Genomic DNA, 15,657 nt, shown 5'->3' on the forward strand with positions numbered 1-15,657 from the left:
ATTACATTAAAATGTTTCTTCCTTGATGATCTCCTCCAACGTTTTTCGTTTTTTGGGAGTCTGTTCAAAAAGATCCGGACTTTCCGGATAACCTATCGTGAGTATAACCGCCGGCTCTATCGTGTCTGGTAAATTGAAATGCTTCCGGCATAGATCCGTGTCAAAGTTACAAACCCAGCAGCTGCCCAGAACTTGTTCAGCGGCTGCTAAGCTGATATGTTCCGTGGCGATTGCCACATCGATGTCCATATGATCTTTCCGATCCGAAGAACGTTTCCACGACTGACTGTGGTCGCCGCAGACGAGAATGTAGAGCGGTGCGGATCGGAACCATTCGCGTGCATAGCATTCCTGTATTTTTGTCCGCCCTGCCTCTTGCCGGATTATGACGAAATACCAGGGCTGGAAGTTGACTGCCGATGGAGCCATACGTCCGGCTTCCAAGATATATGCCAGTTTCTCGTCTTCCACTGGGGATGATGCGTACTTGCGTATCGAACAACGTTTCTGTGCCAGTTCTAACAGGTTCATAATTCTGTTTCGATTTTATATTTGTTTCGATTAGGCGAATCTCTTGAAATCAACTCTCCGATGAATCCCGCGAGGAACATCTGTGTTCCGAGGATCATGGCCGTGAGCGAAACATAGAAGTAGGGCGAGTTGGTGACCAGTGGCCGCAAATCTCCGGTGCAGATGGAAATCAGTTTCGCACTCAACACAATGACCAGTGCGATGAAACCGATGAAAAACATCACGCTTCCCCATAATCCAAAGAAATGCATCGGCTTCTTTCCGAATTTGGAGGTGAACCAGAGCGTGATCAGGTCCAGATAACCGTTTACGAAGCGGTTCAGTCCGAATTTAGTTGTTCCGTACTTGCGGGCTTGGTGTTTCACCACTTTTTCGCCGATCTTGCTGAATCCCGCGATCTTGGCAAGGTAGGGAATGTAGCGGTGCATATCGTTATAGATTTCTATGTTCTTGATTACTATGTTCTTGTAAGCCTTCAGCCCGCAATTGAAATCGTGCAGGTTCGTAATACCGGAAAATTTGCGTGCCGTAGCGTTGAACAGCTTGGTCGGAATGGTTTTTGACAGCGGGTCGTAACGTTTTTTCTTCCAACCGGACACCAGGTCATAGCCTTCTTCGGTGATCATCCTGTATAGTTCGGGAATCTCGTCGGGGCTGTCTTGCAGGTCGGCATCCATCGTGATGACCACATCTCCCTTTGCCCGTTGGAAACCGCAGTTCAGACCGGGGGATTTGCCGTAATTACGGCGGAACTTGACAGCGTGTACCACTTCCGGATTCTTGCTTTTAAGTGCTTCGATCACTTCCCAGGAGTTGTCCGTACTTCCGTCATTGATAAAAATTACTTCGTAACTGAAATTATGTTCTTTCATCACCCGCTCTATCCAGGCAAACAATTCAGGAAGAGACTCGGCTTCATTGTACAGTGGTATAACTACTGATATGTCCATTATTTGTTTTTATTTTCTTCTTATTTTTCTTCGGACACAGGGCTTGCTGTTTGTTTGCGGCAAACCAGTGCTGCTACCGGTATGGATAATATGATTCCGTAAAATATATTATTGAAAATACCCTGGATAGCCATGTGGATGGGAGTGAAGTTGGTCCGGCTGATGGCCTCGATCACTTCACTGTTGAAGTCAGCGTTCTTCAGCGCCACTATGGCTTGTGTCATCGTGTTGTTCAGGAAGTCGGGCGGAGCGATAAACTGGAAGAATATGAAATGCTCGATCGAAACGATCAGGGCCGCGAAGAAATACAGCATGATGCCGAACCGCCATGCATGGAAGAAACTGATGCTTCCTCCTATGTCCTGCCGGTAACGCTTGGTCAAGTAATAGGCGATGAGAGGAACGGCAAGACTTAAGCCTTCATAAATGAAGATAAGCGAGGGTATGGAATACCCGAAAATGAGGAACAGATATTTTATCACCCAATAGATGCCCATAGCCAGGCCATAAGACATCGCGCACTTCAACAGTAAACCTTTATTCTCTTCCATGATAATGCTGTTTTTTTAATGTTCTCATCAGCAAAATTAATCCTTTTGTGAGAATATACAATGCTTAGAATTGTCAATTGTCAATTGTCAATTGACAATTAACGAACGATTAACAGATAATTAACAATTGACAATAAAAAAGACAATTGACAATCGCAATTAAATATCTTTCTTAATTGTCAATTGTCAATTGTCCATTTGTTTCGAGCCTCTTGTCGGATTCGAACCAACGACCCCGAGATTACAAATCACGTGCTCTGGCCAACTGAGCTAAAGAGGCAGGTGGGTAAGCTTACTACATCGCGCCGCTACAACCAAGTACCCTTGCTGCGGTCAAACCCTGGGGGATTCCGAGGGAGCATGCCGTGTAGGACTTACCCGGGTGCAAAAGTAGATATTATTTTTTACAATGCAAGCGTTTTCTACGTGTACGAGTGTTATTTGTTTGTAAGTGGTTGGAAACCTTTTGTTTTTAGATGTGTTAAAAAATGTATGCGATGATAGGAGGAAGATAGAGTTTGTTTATAAGGTGGGATATTTCGGATTTCTAAATAATCTTGTACCTTTGCAACCAAATTCAAAAATCAAAAACACTATTTACAATGGGTGGTTTTTTCGGAACTATTTCTAAGTCGGCCTGTTCAACTGATTTATTCTATGGCACCGACTATAATTCTCATCTGGGAACTCGGCGCGGCGGTATGGCTACATACGATAAGGAAGCCGGTTTCACACGTTCGATTCACAATCTGGAAAGTTCTTATTTTCGTACGAAGTTCGAGCCTGCTCTCGACAAGTTTGTGGGAAATGCTGGAATCGGTATCATCAGCGATACGGATGCGCAGCCGATCGTCATCAACTCCCACCTCGGTAAGTTCGCCATCGTGACGGTTGCCAAGATCAATAACATCGAGGAATTGGAACAGGATTTGCTGAAAGCGAATATGCACTTCTCCGAACTGAGTTCGGGCAAGACGAACCAGACCGAACTGGTAGCGTTGCTGATTACGCAGGGAAAGGATTTTGTCGAAGGCATTGAAAATGTTTACGACCGGGTCAAAGGGTCCTGTTCCATGTTGCTGCTGACGGAAGACGGTATCATCGTGGCCCGCGACAAGTGGGGGCGTACGCCTATTATTATAGGTAAGAAAGACGGAGCCTATGCCGCTACCAGCGAATCGAGCAGTTTACCTAACTTGGATTATGAAATAGACCGATTTGTCGGGCCGGGAGAAATCCTCCGCTTGCGTGCCGACGGCATCGAGCAGATGCGCCGTCCGAACGAGCAGATGCAGGTTTGCTCTTTCCTTTGGGTGTATTACGGTTTCCCGGTTTCTTGCTACGAGGGCAGGAATGTCGAGGAGGTCCGTTTCCAAAGCGGTTACAAGATGGGGAAGAAGGACGAGAGCGAAGTGGATTGTGTTTGCGGTATCCCTGATTCAGGCGTAGGGATGGCTTTGGGATATGCCGAAGGCAAAGGGGCTCCTTACCATCGGGCGATAGCCAAATACACACCGACTTGGCCGCGTAGTTTCACTCCGGCTAATCAGGAATTGCGTTCGCTTGTCGCGAAAATGAAACTGATCCCGAACCGGGCCATGCTGGAAGGAAAGCGGATCTTGTTTTGCGATGACTCGATCGTGCGCGGGACGCAGCTTCGCGACAACGTGAAAATCTTGTATGACTACGGGGCAAAAGAGGTACATATGCGCATTGCCTGCCCGCCTCTTATCTATGGTTGCCCGTTCCTCGGCTTTACTTCGTCGAAAAGTCCGCTCGAACTGATCACCCGTCGTATCATCAAGGAACTGGAAGGAGACGAGAACAAAAATCTGGAAAAATATGCGACGACCGACTCTCCTGAATATCAAAAGATGGTGCAGATCATTGCCGACCGTTTCGGTTTGAGCTCGTTGAAGTTCAATACGCTGGAAACACTCATCGAGGCAATCGGCTTACCGAAATGCAAAGTTTGTACGCATTGTTTCGACGGAAGCAGTTGTTTCTAAAGAGATATGATCGGATGAAATAAGGAAAATCATGTGCAGAAATGCGCATGATTTTTTTGTTGTTAGTGACACTTTAATTACTTTTATGGCTTGTAATATTAATGATAAGCTTATGACTGTAACAGATAGATTTTTGAAGTACGTGACGTTCGACACCGAGTCGAGCGAAACCACGGGTGTGACTCCCAGTACGCCGGGACAGCGCGTGTTTGCCGAAGCGTTGGTGAAAGAGTTGGAAGAGATAGGATTGGAAGACATCACCCTCGATGACAAGAGCTACCTGATGGCTACCCTGCCTGCCAATACGGCGAAGGAAGTTCCGACAATCGGCTTTATCGCCCATCTGGATACCAGCCCCGATATGTCGGGCAAGGATGTCGAGCCGCGTATCGTAAGTTACGAAGGGGGGGATATCGTGTTGTGCGCCGAAGAAAACGTGGTGCTTTCGCCGCTTATGTTTCCCGAACTGGACGATTATAAAGGACAGGATATTATCGTGACCAACGGCAAAACCCTGTTAGGGGCGGATGATAAGGGAGGAGTGGCTGCTATCATCGCCGCCATGAAATACCTGAAGGATCATCCGGAGGTCGAACACGGCAAGATTCGCGTAGGGTTTACGCCCGACGAAGAGATCGGAGCCGGAGCCGACTACTTCGATGTCGAAAAGTTCGGTTGCGAATGGGCCTATACGATCGACGGCGGACAGATCGGCGAGTTGGAATACGAGAACTTCAATGCTGCCGGAGCCAAAGTCGTTTTCAAAGGGCTGAACGTACATCCGGGATATGCCAAGGACAAGATGCTGAACGCATCGTTGCTGGCGGTAGAGTTCGCCTCTTGGCTGCCTGTCGCGCAACGTCCCGAACATACGACCGGTTATGAAGGCTTTTTCCATCTGACCGGCATAAGCGGAACGGTCGAGGAGGCTTCTCTTTTCTATATCATACGCGACCATGTGCGCACTGCTTTCGAACGGAAGAAAGAGTTGCTGCACGAGTTGGTGAAGCGAATGAACGAGATGCATCCGGGCAGTACGACGCTCGAACTGCGCGACCAGTATTACAATATGCGTGAAGTGGTCGAACCGAAGAAGTTCATCGTGGACTTGGCGTTCGACGCCATGAAGGAAGCCGGTGTCACACCTTTGGTGAAGCCGATCCGTGGAGGTACGGACGGTGCTCGCCTTTCTTTCATGGGACTGCCTTGCCCGAATATCTTCGCAGGCGGGTTGAACTTCCACGGACGGTATGAATTCCTCCCGGTCAAGTCGCTTGAAAAGAGCATGGAGACGATCGTTAAAATAGCAGAACTATTGGTCAAAGGTAATTATACATCATAAATCACAAATCATAAATCATGAAAACAACTCCGTTTACCGATGTGCACATTGCACTCGGTGCCAAAATGCATGAATTTGCAGGTTTCAACATGCCGATCGAATACACCGGTATTATCGACGAACACATGACCGTTGTGAATGGTGTGGGTGTGTTCGATGTCTCCCACATGGGCGAGTTTTGGGTAAAAGGTCCGAATGCGCTGGCTTTTATCCAGAGCGTTACCTCGAACGACGCTTCCGTGTTGCCGATCGGCAAAGCTCAATATACTTGCTTTCCGAATGACAAGGGCGGTATCGTGGACGACCTGCTGGTCTATCATTATGAACCGGAAAAATACCTTTTGGTTGTCAATGCGGGCAACATCGCCAAAGATTGGGATTGGTGCGTGAGCCATAATACGGTAGGGGCGGAACTGGAAAACTCTTCCGACCGTACTGCACAGTTGGCTGTCCAGGGCCCGAAAGCCGTCGAAGTTTTGCAACGCCTGACTCCGGTCGACCTGTCTTCCATTCCTTACTATTCGTTTGTGACGGGTGAATTTGCAGGTTGCAAGAACGTCATCATCTCCAATACGGGATATACCGGAGCCGGTGGTTTCGAACTTTATTTTTACCCGGATGATGCCATGACGATCTGGAATGCTATCTTCGAAGCCGGTAAGCCTGAAGGAATCAAACCGATCGGCCTGGGTGCACGCGACACGCTACGTCTGGAAATGGGCTTCTGTCTGTACGGCAACGATCTCGACGACACGACTTCGCCGATCGAAGCCGGTCTGGGTTGGATCACCAAGTTCGCCGAAGGCAAGAACTTCACCAATCGCGCCGAACTGGAACGCCAGAAGAAAGAAGGCGTTAGCCGCAAGCTGTGTGCCTTCGAGTTGGTAGACAAAGGTATTCCCCGCCACGGCTATGAGATTGCCGATGCCGAAGGCAACATCATCGGTGTGGTGACATCCGGAACCATGTCGCCTGTCTTGAAGAAAGGTATCGGTATGGGGTATGTGAAACCTGAATTTGCAAAAGCCGGGACGGAAATCTGTATCAAGGTCCGGGGGCGTAACTTGAAAGCCCAGGTCGTAAAAGCGCCGTTCCGCAAGTAAGCTTGACGATTGATACAATCGACGGGTCGCGAAGCTTCAATCGCAAGCCTCTTTAAGCGGCTCCGTCAGGCAACGAAGCCTGTTTCGTCACACGGCGGAACAGGCTTTGATATATCTGATTATTTGTCGTACCTTTGCGCCCGAAAATAAAAGAAGGTGCTATGTTGAATTTTCTGAAAAACTGGACATTGCCCGTTGCGATGCTTGCCGGTGCGTTAGGGTATTTTATCTTTGCCAACTTCGCTTTTCTGGAGCCGACGAAACCGTTCATGAGTTCTTTTGTGGCCTATCTGACTCCCGCTTTGATCTTTGCTCAACTATTGCTGACTTTCTGCAAAGTGCAACCGCACGAGTTAATGCCTTCTCTCTGGCATGGATGGCTGTTGTTGTTCCAGCTTGTTTCGGCTTCGCTTGTAGCTGCCTTGTTGATATTCGTACACATGGATGGTGCTTACAAGGAGGTTTTCGAGGGTGCGATGGTCTGCCTGATCTGCCCGACGGCTACGGCAGCAGCTGTCATCACCGGCAAGTTAGGGGGGAGTGCATCCAGCCTGACGACTTACACGTTGCTGTCGAACGTTCTGGCGGCGATAGTTGTCCCGTTGATGTTTCCGTTGGTAGAACCTCATGCCGATATAACCTTTGTGACCGCTTTTCTGAAGATATTGAGCAAGGTGTTCCCTTTGTTGCTCTGCCCGTTTTTCCTGGCGATGTTGTTCCGCTATTTCCTTCCGGGACTGCATCATTTCCTGTTGGGTTTCCGCGACCTTGCTTTCTATCTCTGGGGTGTCGCGCTTGCCATCGTGACGGCCCAGACCGTGAAGTCTCTTGTCGAAAGCAATGCTCCGGTAGGAGTGGAGGTGCTGATAGCCTTGGCGGGCTTAGTGACCTGCGCTGTCCAGTTCTATTTGGGTAAACGGATCGGAACCCGCTATTCCGACCGCATCAGTGCTGGGCAGGCCCTTGGGCAGAAAAACACTGTACTTGCCATCTGGATGGCTTATACCTATCTGGACCCGCTTTCATCGGTCGGCCCCGGATCATACGTCCTGTGGCAAAATCTTTTTAACAGTTATCAGTTGTGGAAGAAGAGGAAAAATGATCCCATTTAGAGCTTTTTTCAGTCGCAGGCCGGGAGCAGCAGAAGTTCGTAGTCTGCGACATCCAGCCAACGGTCGAACTTCAAGCCGACCTTTTTGAAGTGGGAAACCTGTTTGAACCCAAGCCTTTCATGCAAGATATTACTGGCTTCGTTCCCCTCCGTGATGCAGGCGATCAAGGCTCGGTAGCCATTTTCGCGACATGCTTCAATCAATCTTTGCATCAGGAGCATCCCGATGCCCTTTCCTGTATGTCCGGGAGACAGGTAGACAGTTGTTTCCAGCGTATAGCGGTAAGCTGAACGCTCTTTCCACGTATGGGCATAACAATAGCCGGTGATTTCTTTGTCTTCTTCGTAGACGAAATAAGGAAAGTGGGAAGATATTTCTGTAATTCGGGCACGCATTTCTTCTTCCTGCACCGGCTCCGTATCGAAAGTAGCCACGCTGTGCAACACATATTCGTTGTAAATGTCTGTGATCGCCTTTGCGTCCTGGAACTCCACTTGTCTGATCATATCCCTTTTATCTTGTATTCTTGCCGCAAAAATAATGTATTAGAAGGAAAATAATCTGTATTTTTGTAGAATAATTGATATTGATATGAGATTAAGCAACGAGTGGTTTACCGCTCTTTCAGAGAATGAATCCGGACAACTGGTCACCGTTTCCGGTCGTGATGAATTAACTGAATTTATTCAGTCGGGCAAGTTCAAGGAACGGGTGGAAATCACCTGGAAATATGAAGGTGACGATAAAGGAATGCCTTCCGAAGCGCTTGCCGAAAAGATGGAGGAGGTACAGGAAGTTTTGCGTAAGGCGATGGAAAAAGATAAGCTGTCGATCCTGACCGGTGTTTATACCGGTGGCGGAGAGAGGATATGGGTCTATTATACCCGCACCGTCCGCGTTTTTGGTGAACGGTTGAACGAAGCCCTGGCGCCGTTTGAAATGTTGCCGATCTCTATCTATACGGAGGTGGACCCCGAATGGGAGGAATACTTGGATATGTATGAGATGAAGGAGTGGGCCATTGAATGATATGTTTTGCCCGTAGGAAAAAAATCAAGGGAACATGGTTGTAGAACTCGGAAACATGTTTGGTGATATCGTCCGGAGTTTTTGCTTCTGAGTTCTAAATAGTTTCTCTTTCCTGAAAGTTTAGAAAAACGAATGCTAAATATATTTACATATATTTGTGAGATTAGATAAAATGTATATTTACCATGAAGAATCACAACAGGAGGGATTTTATCAAGCAAGTCTCTGCTACCGGGGCTGTTTTAGCAACCGGAGCATTTGTTTCGTGTGCAGAAAAGGCATCGGCAAGCTGTTCGGGCGCCGGCACGGAAGAGAATATCCAAAGTAAACTAATCATTCCGAAGGCGCAGGGGCTGAAAATATCCGGGACTTTTTTGGATGAGATATCCCATGATATCCCGCATCAGAATTGGGGGGAAAAGGAATGGGATCGGGATTTTGCTTATATGAAAGCGATCGGGATCGATACGGTAATCGTGATCCGGAGCGGTTATCGCAAGTTTATCACCTATCCTTCGGAGTATCTGATGAAAACATTCGGCTGCTATATGCCTTCGGTCGATCTGATTGACATGTACCTGCGTCTGTCGGATAAATACGGGATGAAGTTCTTTTTCGGATTATACGATTCCGGCAAATACTGGGATACGGGCGACCTGACCTGGGAAATCGAATCCAACAAATATGTGATCGAGGAGGTCTGGAAGAAATACGGGCATCATAAAAGTTTCCAAGGATGGTATCTCTGCCAGGAGATCAGCCGTGCGACCAAGGGGGCGATCGCGGCATTCAGCAGTTTAGGCAAGCAGTGCAAGGAGGTCTCAGGCGGTCTGCCGACTCTCATCTCTCCTTGGATTGACGGAAAGAAAGCTGTCGCTGCTGCTGGAGGAGACCTGACAAAAGCCGAAGCGGTCTCTGTGGAACAGCATGAAAAGGAATGGTCTGAAATATTCGACGGGATCAAGGGAAACGTGGATGCCTGCGCTTTCCAGGACGGTCATATCGATTACGATGAATTGGATGCCTTTTTCAGTGTCAATAAGAAGATGGCGGATAAGTACGGTATCGAGTGCTGGACGAATGCCGAATCGTTTGACCGGGACATGCCGATCAAGTTCCTCCCGATCAAGTTCGACAAGCTGCGCATGAAGCTCGAAGCGGCCGCCCGGCAAAAGTACGACAAGGCGATCACTTTCGAGTTCTCCCATTTCATGAGTCCTCAGTCCGCCTATTTGCAGGCAGGGCATCTGTATGACCGTTATAAGGAGTATTTTGAAATTGGATAAATAGGTGATTGCAAAAAGTAGTACGAAGACATGAACATCTCGCCATTCAGGGTTTCGAATTGGTTTTCACCTTGAATGGCGGGATGTTTATTTTTTTGTGCAAGATGTTTATTGTGCCAACAGATAGCTTTTGAAAGTCTCGAAGTCCTTTTCCATCCCTACGCTTTGCTTTTCTCCTTGCATGAAGGCTTTTAGTTTGGCGGGGATTTCGATGTCGGCATCCAGTATTTTGTCTACCGTCCCTTTGAACTTGGCGGGATGGGCGGTTTCGAGGAACAGGCCGGTTTCGTTCGGAGCCAGTTTGTTATCGATTAAAGCCTGGTAACCGCAAGCACCGTGAGGGTCTAACACGTAGCCCGTTTCGTTGTAAACTTGCTTCATGGTAGCCCCGATCTCTTCGTCTGTGAAACGGTAACCGCTGATCAGCTGGCTGATTTCCGCGTGCGGGTTGCCGTTCTTGCCGTACAAGTCCAGGATGCGGGCGAAGTTGCTCGGATCACCGACATCCATCGCATTGGCGATGGTCGGAACGGAGGGACGCGGCGTGTAAACCCCCGTGTGCAGGTATTCCAGGAACACGTCGTTGCGGTTGTTGGCAGCCACGAAACGTTTGATCGGCAACCCCATCCGATGTGCAAACAAACCAGCTGTGATATTGCCGAAGTTTCCACTGGGGACGGATACAATCAGTTGGTCCGCTTTGCCTATTTTATCCAGTTGCGCATACGCGTTGAAGTAGTAGAAAGATTGCGGAAGGAAACGTGCCACATTGATGGAGTTGGCTGATGTCAGCTTCATGTGGCGGTTCAACTCTTCATCCATAAAGGCGGACTTGACCAATGCCTGACAGTCGTCGAACGTCCCGTCTACTTCCAGTGCCGTGATGTTTTGTCCAAGCGTAGTGAATTGGCATTCCTGGATCGGGCTTACTTTTCCCTTCGGATAGAGCACGTACACATGAATACCCGGTACGCCGAGAAAACCGTTTGCAACAGCGCTTCCCGTATCACCGGAGGTGGCCACCAACACGTTCACCTGCTTCAATCCTTCTTTTTTAATGAAATAGCCTAACAGGCGGGCCATGAAACGTCCCCCTACGTCCTTGAAAGCCAAAGTCGGGCCGTGGAATAGTTCGAGGCTGTAGATATTGTCGCGTACAGGGACGACCGGCGTCTCGAACGACAGCGTGTCCCGGACGATTGCATCGAGCGTTTCCGGTTCTATATCTTCCCCGAAGAAAGCCTGTGCTGCCGTACAGGCGATTTCATGGAATGATTTGTTTTTGAGACCGGAGATCGTATCCTTGTCCAAAGGCCGGATATGTTCCGGCATATATAAACCTTTGTCACCGGCAAGGCCTTTTACGACGGCTTCTTCCAGTGAGGCAAGCGGAGCTTGTTTGTTCGTGCTGTAATATTTCATAATAATTCTTTTATAAATTCGTCTTTCTCTAATATGCCATGTTTCCCTTCCAGTACGGAGAACTCGTCGAAACGCGTCACACTGTCGGGCTCCTGTCCCGGTTTATAGATAAGGAAAGGGACGGGAGTATTCGTATGTGTACGGATGGCACAAGGAGTCGGATGGTCGGGCAGGACGGCAATTGCTACCGGTTCATCCCATTTCTGCAATTCCTCGAAGAGGATACCGATGGCTCGTTTGTCCAGGTTTTCGATGGTCCGGATTTTCAGATCTACATCTCCTTCGTGTCCGGCTTCGTCGCTGGCTTCGACATGAAGATAAACGAAATCGTTTGTTTTCAGTGCTTCGAGGGCGGCATGCGCTTTTCCTTCGTAGTTCGTGTCGTAGAGTCCGGTGGCACCTTCCACGTCGATTACTTCCAGGCCGGCATAAACGCCTATGCCTCGTATCAGATCGACGGCCGAGATGACGGAACCCTGCTTGAAGCCATACATTTTCTGCATGGTTTGCATAGCCGGACGATATCCCGGCGACCAGGGCCATATGCTGTTTGCCGGGTCTTTCCCGGCAGCGATGCGCCGGAGGTTGACGGGGTGGTCTTTCAGTATCTCCTGCGATTGCAGGATCAGGTTGTTCAGCAGATCGGCGGTTTCCTGTGCTTCGGGTGCTTCCGGTTTGATCATCAGGGGACGGAAGGGATGTAGAGGCACATCGTGTGGCGGAGTGCAGTCCAGGCGCTTATCGCCTCCTTTCACAATCAACAGGTGGCGGTAAGACACACCGGTATAGAAATGTATGTGGTCGGACCCTAATTTCTCATTTAGAAAGCGGATCAGCTCGTCCGCTTCCTCTGTGGTGATATGGCCGGATGAATGATTCTTCAGGATATCGCCCTCCACGCAGATCAGGTTGCAGCGCATGGCCATTTCACCTGGTTTCAGGTCATATCCGATACTGGCCGCTTCCAGCACGCCCCGTCCTTCGTAGACGGTCGGGAGGTCGTAGCCCAGCACTGCCATGTTCGCCACTTCGCTTCCCGGATGGAAACCGTCGGCAACGGTCTTCATTCGTCCGGTAACGCCCATTTCGGCCAGTTTGTCCATATAGGGAGTGTCCGCATACTGCATTGGTGTCTTGCCGCCCAAGGCCTCTATCGGCTCATCGGCCATACCGTCTCCCAAGATGATGATACTTTTCATAATTCTCTTCTAATAATTGTCAATTGTCAATTATCAATTGTTTAACGGATGTTAGCGATCGAAATAATATCGGCGAAGACTCCAGCCGCCGTGACATCGGCTCCGGCTCCATAGCCTTTGATGATCATAGGATACTCGTGGTATCGTTCGGTAGAGATCATGATGATGTTGTTGCTGCCCTCCAGTTCGTAGAACGGGTGGTGGGCATCCACTTCCTGCAAACCGACTTCGCATGCCCCGTTTTCCATCTTGGCGACGAAGCGGAAACGCTTGTCTTCCGCTTCCAACTGCTGGCGCTTCTCTTCGAACCGGGCATCTAGGCCCTGTATGTTACGCCAAAAATCGTTCAACGAGCCTTCAAAATAGCTTTCGGGAATGAAAAGGTTGCGTTTCACATCTTCCTGTTCTACCTTGTATCCGGCTTCACGTGCCAGGATTACCAGCTTGCGGATCACGTCTTTCCCGCTCAGGTCGATGCGGGGGTCCGGTTCGGAATATCCTTCTTCTTTAGCCATCATGATCGCTTTGCTGAAAGGAATGTCCGCACTCAACGTATTGAAGATATAGTTGAGCGTTCCGGAAAGGACAGCCTCCAGTTTCAGGATATGGTCGCCGCTGTTGATCAGGTCGTTCATCGTGTTGATGATCGGCAGTCCGGCCCCTACGTTCGTTTCGAACAGGAACTTGATGCCGCGGTGACGGGCTGTTTCTTTCAGTTTGATATAGTTTTCGTATGAAGAGGATGCAGCGATCTTGTTTGCCGCAACGACCGATACGTTATTGTTCAGCAATTCTTCGTACAGATCGGAGACCGCCTGGTTGGCCGTGCAGTCCACGAACACCGAGTTAAAGATATTCATCTTCAGGATTTCTTCTTTCAGATGTTCGGGCGAACTTTCCTGTCCGTTCTTTTTCAGTTCGTCAATACAGGTTTCCAGGTTCAACCCTTCGCGGCAGAAAATGGCATGCTTGCTGTTAGCTATGCCGACCACATTCAGTTTCAGCCCGTTCTGCTGCATCAGTTTCGGTTGCTGGATGCGGATCTGTTCCAACAGGTTGCCTCCGACCGTACCGACACCCGCTATGAAAAGGTTTAACACTTTGTATTGGGAAAGAAAAAAGGAGTCGTGGATCGAGTTCAATGCCTTGCGCAGGTATTTCAGCTTGATGACGAAAGAAATGTTTGTTTCGGAAGCCCCCTGTGCGCAAGCGATTACGCTGATACCTGCGCTGCCCAGTGTTCCGAACAACTTGCCGGCTATACCCGGAGTACGTTTCATGTTTTCGCCTACGATAGCGACAGTGGCCAGATCCTTTTCTGCTACCGTGTCGCTCATATCACCCTGGGCGCGTTCGAGTGCGAATTCTTCGTCCAATACTCTAACTGCCAGGTCTGCATCTGCATTCCGGACGGCAAATGTCGTATTGTTTTCCGAGCTGGCCTGTGATACCATAAACACGCTGATGCCATTCTTTGCCAATGTCTTGAAAATACGATAGTTGACGCCGATAACACCCACCATGCCCAGACCTTGCACCGTGATCAGGCACGTGTCGTTGATGGAGGAAATACCTTTGATCATCGCCTTGCTGTCATCCTGCACCCGTTCTTTGGAGATATAAGTACCCCTTGCAGTCGGGTTGAAGGTATTCAGGATGCGGATCGGTATGTTTTTGTGATAAACCGGATAGATCGTCGGAGGATAAATCACTTTCGCTCCGAAGTTGCATAATTCCATCGCTTCCGTGAATGTCAGTCGGTCGATGACATAAGCCGAACTGATCACACGCGGATCGGCCGTCATGAAGCCATCCACATCCGTCCAGATCTCCAGCCTGCGGGCATTAAGTGCTGTTGCCAGGATAGAGGCCGTATAGTCGGAGCCTCCGCGTCCGAGGTTAGTCACTTCTCCTTCCTTGCTGGAAGATATAAAGCCGGGAACCAGAGATACTTTAGGCAGCGGGTCGAATGTTTCTTCGATCAGGCGGTTTGTCAATTCGAAATCGACGATATGCTTGTTGAACTGTTTGACCGTTTTGATGAATTTGCGCGAGTCGAACAGTTTGGCCTCGTTTATCACGTTCGAAACGATCAGAGAGGAGATACGTTCGCCGTAGCTGACGATCGTGTCGGAAGTTTTGGCCGACAAGTCGTTGATGAGGTACACACCTTTGTAAATATTACCCAGTTCGTCGAGCAAAGCCATCACTTGCTTCTGCACTTCGATCCGTTTTGTTTTGTCGGGGATAACACCTTGTATGACGTCGAGATGGCGGGCTACGATTTCGGAAAACTCTCTTTCATAAGCTACGTCTCCGTTCGTCGCCATCGAGGCTGTCTTCAGCAGTTTGTCCGTGATCCCTCCTAAGGCGGATACTACGACGATTACAGGCTCTTCAATGGCCTCTACTATCTTCTTTACACTCAGGATGCTATCCACGGAACCTACGGATGTTCCGCCGAATTTCAATACTTTCATCGATATGTATTTATTTAGTTGACAATCGGTAATCGACAATTGGCAGTTTAAAAACAAAACTGCATGCCGGTTTGAGAATGTCAGTTATTTACTGATTATTGATTGATTTGAAAAAAAGAAACGCAAGTGCAATGTGAGAATTGCAACAACGCGGGACGTGGTCTCCGCATTTGTCTATTTGTATATGCTAAACCCCCCAAGGGGTCATTGTCAGTGCCCAGGTATGATATGTGAAACCTGTTAATGTCATTTGCGATTTTCCTTGTGTTTATATTTACGTCGGCAATATTACGCATTATTTTTCAAATGCAAGCATTTTTTTGCCTGAAAGTTGAAATTTGACAGAAAAAAGTTCGATATCACGCCAAAAAGAAGGACGTAGTTCTAACAGGACTTGGCGGGACGATGTTTTAGCCGGTTTTCCTGGCCATCGGAACGGAAGATTATAAAATCATCCTACTTGCATGGGGGTATAGACTCGGTAGAAAAAAAGCCTGGAAAAAGCTTTCCTGATGGTCTTGTTATTTTACAATCTGAATATTTTTTTAGCCTTTCCGATTAAAAAATATATTATTTTAGTTTGATTAACCTCAAATCCGCAACTACGCGCCTAATATGATACAGAAGCGAAAAGAATCTGCAT

General features: G+C 48.5%; 13 protein-coding genes and 1 tRNA gene. 6 read left to right on the top strand and 8 right to left on the bottom strand.

Features of this window, described 5'->3' with window-relative positions; translation table 11 throughout:
• Nucleotides 1–6: 6 nt before the first annotated feature.
• The 4 genes from KTG12_RS18800 to KTG12_RS18815 all read right to left on the bottom strand — a co-directional run bounded on the left by KTG12_RS18800 (nucleotide 7) and on the right by KTG12_RS18815 (nucleotide 2,312).
• On the bottom strand, nucleotides 7–531 hold the full coding sequence (locus KTG12_RS18800; RefSeq protein WP_216945507.1) for a nitroreductase family protein: 525 nt from the start codon (nucleotides 529–531) through the stop codon (nucleotides 7–9).
• A complete protein-coding gene (locus KTG12_RS18805) occupies nucleotides 528–1,481 on the bottom strand; it encodes a glycosyltransferase (protein ID WP_138272952.1) in 954 nt (317 codons plus the stop codon). The genes KTG12_RS18800 and KTG12_RS18805 overlap by 4 nt, the downstream gene beginning before the upstream one ends.
• A gap of 20 nt (nucleotides 1,482–1,501) precedes the next feature.
• The gene (locus KTG12_RS18810; protein WP_005640021.1) at nucleotides 1,502–2,032 is read right to left on the bottom strand and encodes a DUF4199 domain-containing protein; all 531 of its coding nucleotides are present in this window, start codon (nucleotides 2,030–2,032) and stop codon (nucleotides 1,502–1,504) included.
• Between the two features lie 206 nt (nucleotides 2,033–2,238).
• A tRNA-Thr gene (locus KTG12_RS18815) sits at nucleotides 2,239–2,312 on the bottom strand.
• A gap of 322 nt (nucleotides 2,313–2,634) precedes the next feature.
• Between KTG12_RS18815 and KTG12_RS18820 the strand changes: the two genes are divergently transcribed.
• From KTG12_RS18820 to KTG12_RS18835, 4 genes are all read left to right on the top strand, one after another.
• Entirely contained in the window at nucleotides 2,635–4,041 is a 1,407-nt protein-coding gene (locus KTG12_RS18820) for an amidophosphoribosyltransferase (protein ID WP_005640025.1), read from the top strand.
• A 112-nt stretch (nucleotides 4,042–4,153) separates the two neighbouring features.
• A complete protein-coding gene (gene pepT / locus KTG12_RS18825; RefSeq protein ID WP_173022558.1) occupies nucleotides 4,154–5,383 on the top strand; it encodes a peptidase T in 1,230 nt (409 codons plus the stop codon).
• Nucleotides 5,384–5,400: 17 nt separating this feature from the next.
• Entirely contained in the window at nucleotides 5,401–6,486 is a 1,086-nt protein-coding gene (gene gcvT, locus KTG12_RS18830; protein ID WP_005640029.1) for a glycine cleavage system aminomethyltransferase GcvT, read from the top strand.
• 161 nt (nucleotides 6,487–6,647) lie between these two features.
• A complete protein-coding gene (locus tag KTG12_RS18835; protein ID WP_005640033.1) occupies nucleotides 6,648–7,598 on the top strand; it encodes a transporter in 951 nt (316 codons plus the stop codon).
• Nucleotides 7,599–7,606: 8 nt separating this feature from the next.
• Here KTG12_RS18835 and KTG12_RS18840 read toward each other — a convergent pair whose 3' ends face one another.
• Nucleotides 7,607–8,104 (bottom strand): GNAT family N-acetyltransferase, encoded by a 498-nt coding sequence (locus KTG12_RS18840; protein ID WP_022321263.1) that lies wholly within the window; start codon nucleotides 8,102–8,104, stop codon nucleotides 7,607–7,609.
• An 85-nt stretch (nucleotides 8,105–8,189) separates the two neighbouring features.
• Between KTG12_RS18840 and KTG12_RS18845 the strand changes: the two genes are divergently transcribed.
• Together KTG12_RS18845 and KTG12_RS18850 are read left to right on the top strand one after the other, a co-directional pair.
• The gene (locus KTG12_RS18845) at nucleotides 8,190–8,627 is read left to right on the top strand and encodes a DUF695 domain-containing protein (RefSeq protein ID WP_005640040.1); all 438 of its coding nucleotides are present in this window, start codon (nucleotides 8,190–8,192) and stop codon (nucleotides 8,625–8,627) included.
• 185 nt (nucleotides 8,628–8,812) lie between these two features.
• Nucleotides 8,813–9,913: a DUF4434 domain-containing protein gene (locus tag KTG12_RS18850; RefSeq protein WP_005640042.1), complete on the top strand. Its 1,101-nt coding sequence runs from the start codon at nucleotides 8,813–8,815 to the stop codon at nucleotides 9,911–9,913.
• A gap of 108 nt (nucleotides 9,914–10,021) precedes the next feature.
• On the opposite strand, the gene thrC is transcribed toward KTG12_RS18850, so the two are convergent.
• The 3 genes from thrC to thrA are packed head-to-tail and all read right to left on the bottom strand — an operon-like array spanning nucleotide 10,022 to nucleotide 15,014.
• Nucleotides 10,022–11,335 (bottom strand): threonine synthase, encoded by a 1,314-nt coding sequence (gene thrC, locus KTG12_RS18855; protein ID WP_138272949.1) that lies wholly within the window; start codon nucleotides 11,333–11,335, stop codon nucleotides 10,022–10,024.
• Nucleotides 11,332–12,534, bottom strand: a complete 1,203-nt coding sequence (locus tag KTG12_RS18860; protein WP_138272948.1) for a cofactor-independent phosphoglycerate mutase — start codon at nucleotides 12,532–12,534, stop codon at nucleotides 11,332–11,334. Before KTG12_RS18860 ends, thrC begins: the two co-directional genes overlap by 4 nt.
• A gap of 41 nt (nucleotides 12,535–12,575) precedes the next feature.
• On the bottom strand, nucleotides 12,576–15,014 hold the full coding sequence (gene thrA / locus KTG12_RS18865; protein ID WP_122204287.1) for a bifunctional aspartate kinase/homoserine dehydrogenase I: 2,439 nt from the start codon (nucleotides 15,012–15,014) through the stop codon (nucleotides 12,576–12,578).
• Nucleotides 15,015–15,657: the final 643 nt, after the last annotated feature.

The sequence above is a fragment of the Parabacteroides sp. MSK.9.14 genome (assembly GCF_019041495.1).
Classification (GTDB): Bacteria; Bacteroidota; Bacteroidia; order Bacteroidales; family Tannerellaceae; genus Parabacteroides; species Parabacteroides merdae.

Coding starts and splice junctions, on each gene's coding strand:
- KTG12_RS18820 (WP_005640025.1), top strand. CDS start 2,635: ATGGGTGGTTTTTTCGGAACTATTTCTAAGTCGGCCTGTTCAACTGAT.
- gcvT (WP_005640029.1), top strand. CDS start 5,401: ATGAAAACAACTCCGTTTACCGATGTGCACATTGCACTCGGTGCCAAA.
- KTG12_RS18835 (WP_005640033.1), top strand. CDS start 6,648: ATGTTGAATTTTCTGAAAAACTGGACATTGCCCGTTGCGATGCTTGCC.
- KTG12_RS18840 (WP_022321263.1), bottom strand. CDS start 8,104: ATGATCAGACAAGTGGAGTTCCAGGACGCAAAGGCGATCACAGACATT.
- KTG12_RS18810 (WP_005640021.1), bottom strand. CDS start 2,032: ATGGAAGAGAATAAAGGTTTACTGTTGAAGTGCGCGATGTCTTATGGC.
- KTG12_RS18845 (WP_005640040.1), top strand. CDS start 8,190: ATGAGATTAAGCAACGAGTGGTTTACCGCTCTTTCAGAGAATGAATCC.
- KTG12_RS18805 (WP_138272952.1), bottom strand. CDS start 1,481: ATGGACATATCAGTAGTTATACCACTGTACAATGAAGCCGAGTCTCTT.
- KTG12_RS18850 (WP_005640042.1), top strand. CDS start 8,813: ATGAAGAATCACAACAGGAGGGATTTTATCAAGCAAGTCTCTGCTACC.
- thrA (WP_122204287.1), bottom strand. CDS start 15,014: ATGAAAGTATTGAAATTCGGCGGAACATCCGTAGGTTCCGTGGATAGC.
- KTG12_RS18800 (WP_216945507.1), bottom strand. CDS start 531: ATGAACCTGTTAGAACTGGCACAGAAACGTTGTTCGATACGCAAGTAC.
- thrC (WP_138272949.1), bottom strand. CDS start 11,335: ATGAAATATTACAGCACGAACAAACAAGCTCCGCTTGCCTCACTGGAA.
- KTG12_RS18860 (WP_138272948.1), bottom strand. CDS start 12,534: ATGAAAAGTATCATCATCTTGGGAGACGGTATGGCCGATGAGCCGATA.
- pepT (WP_173022558.1), top strand. CDS start 4,154: ATGACTGTAACAGATAGATTTTTGAAGTACGTGACGTTCGACACCGAG.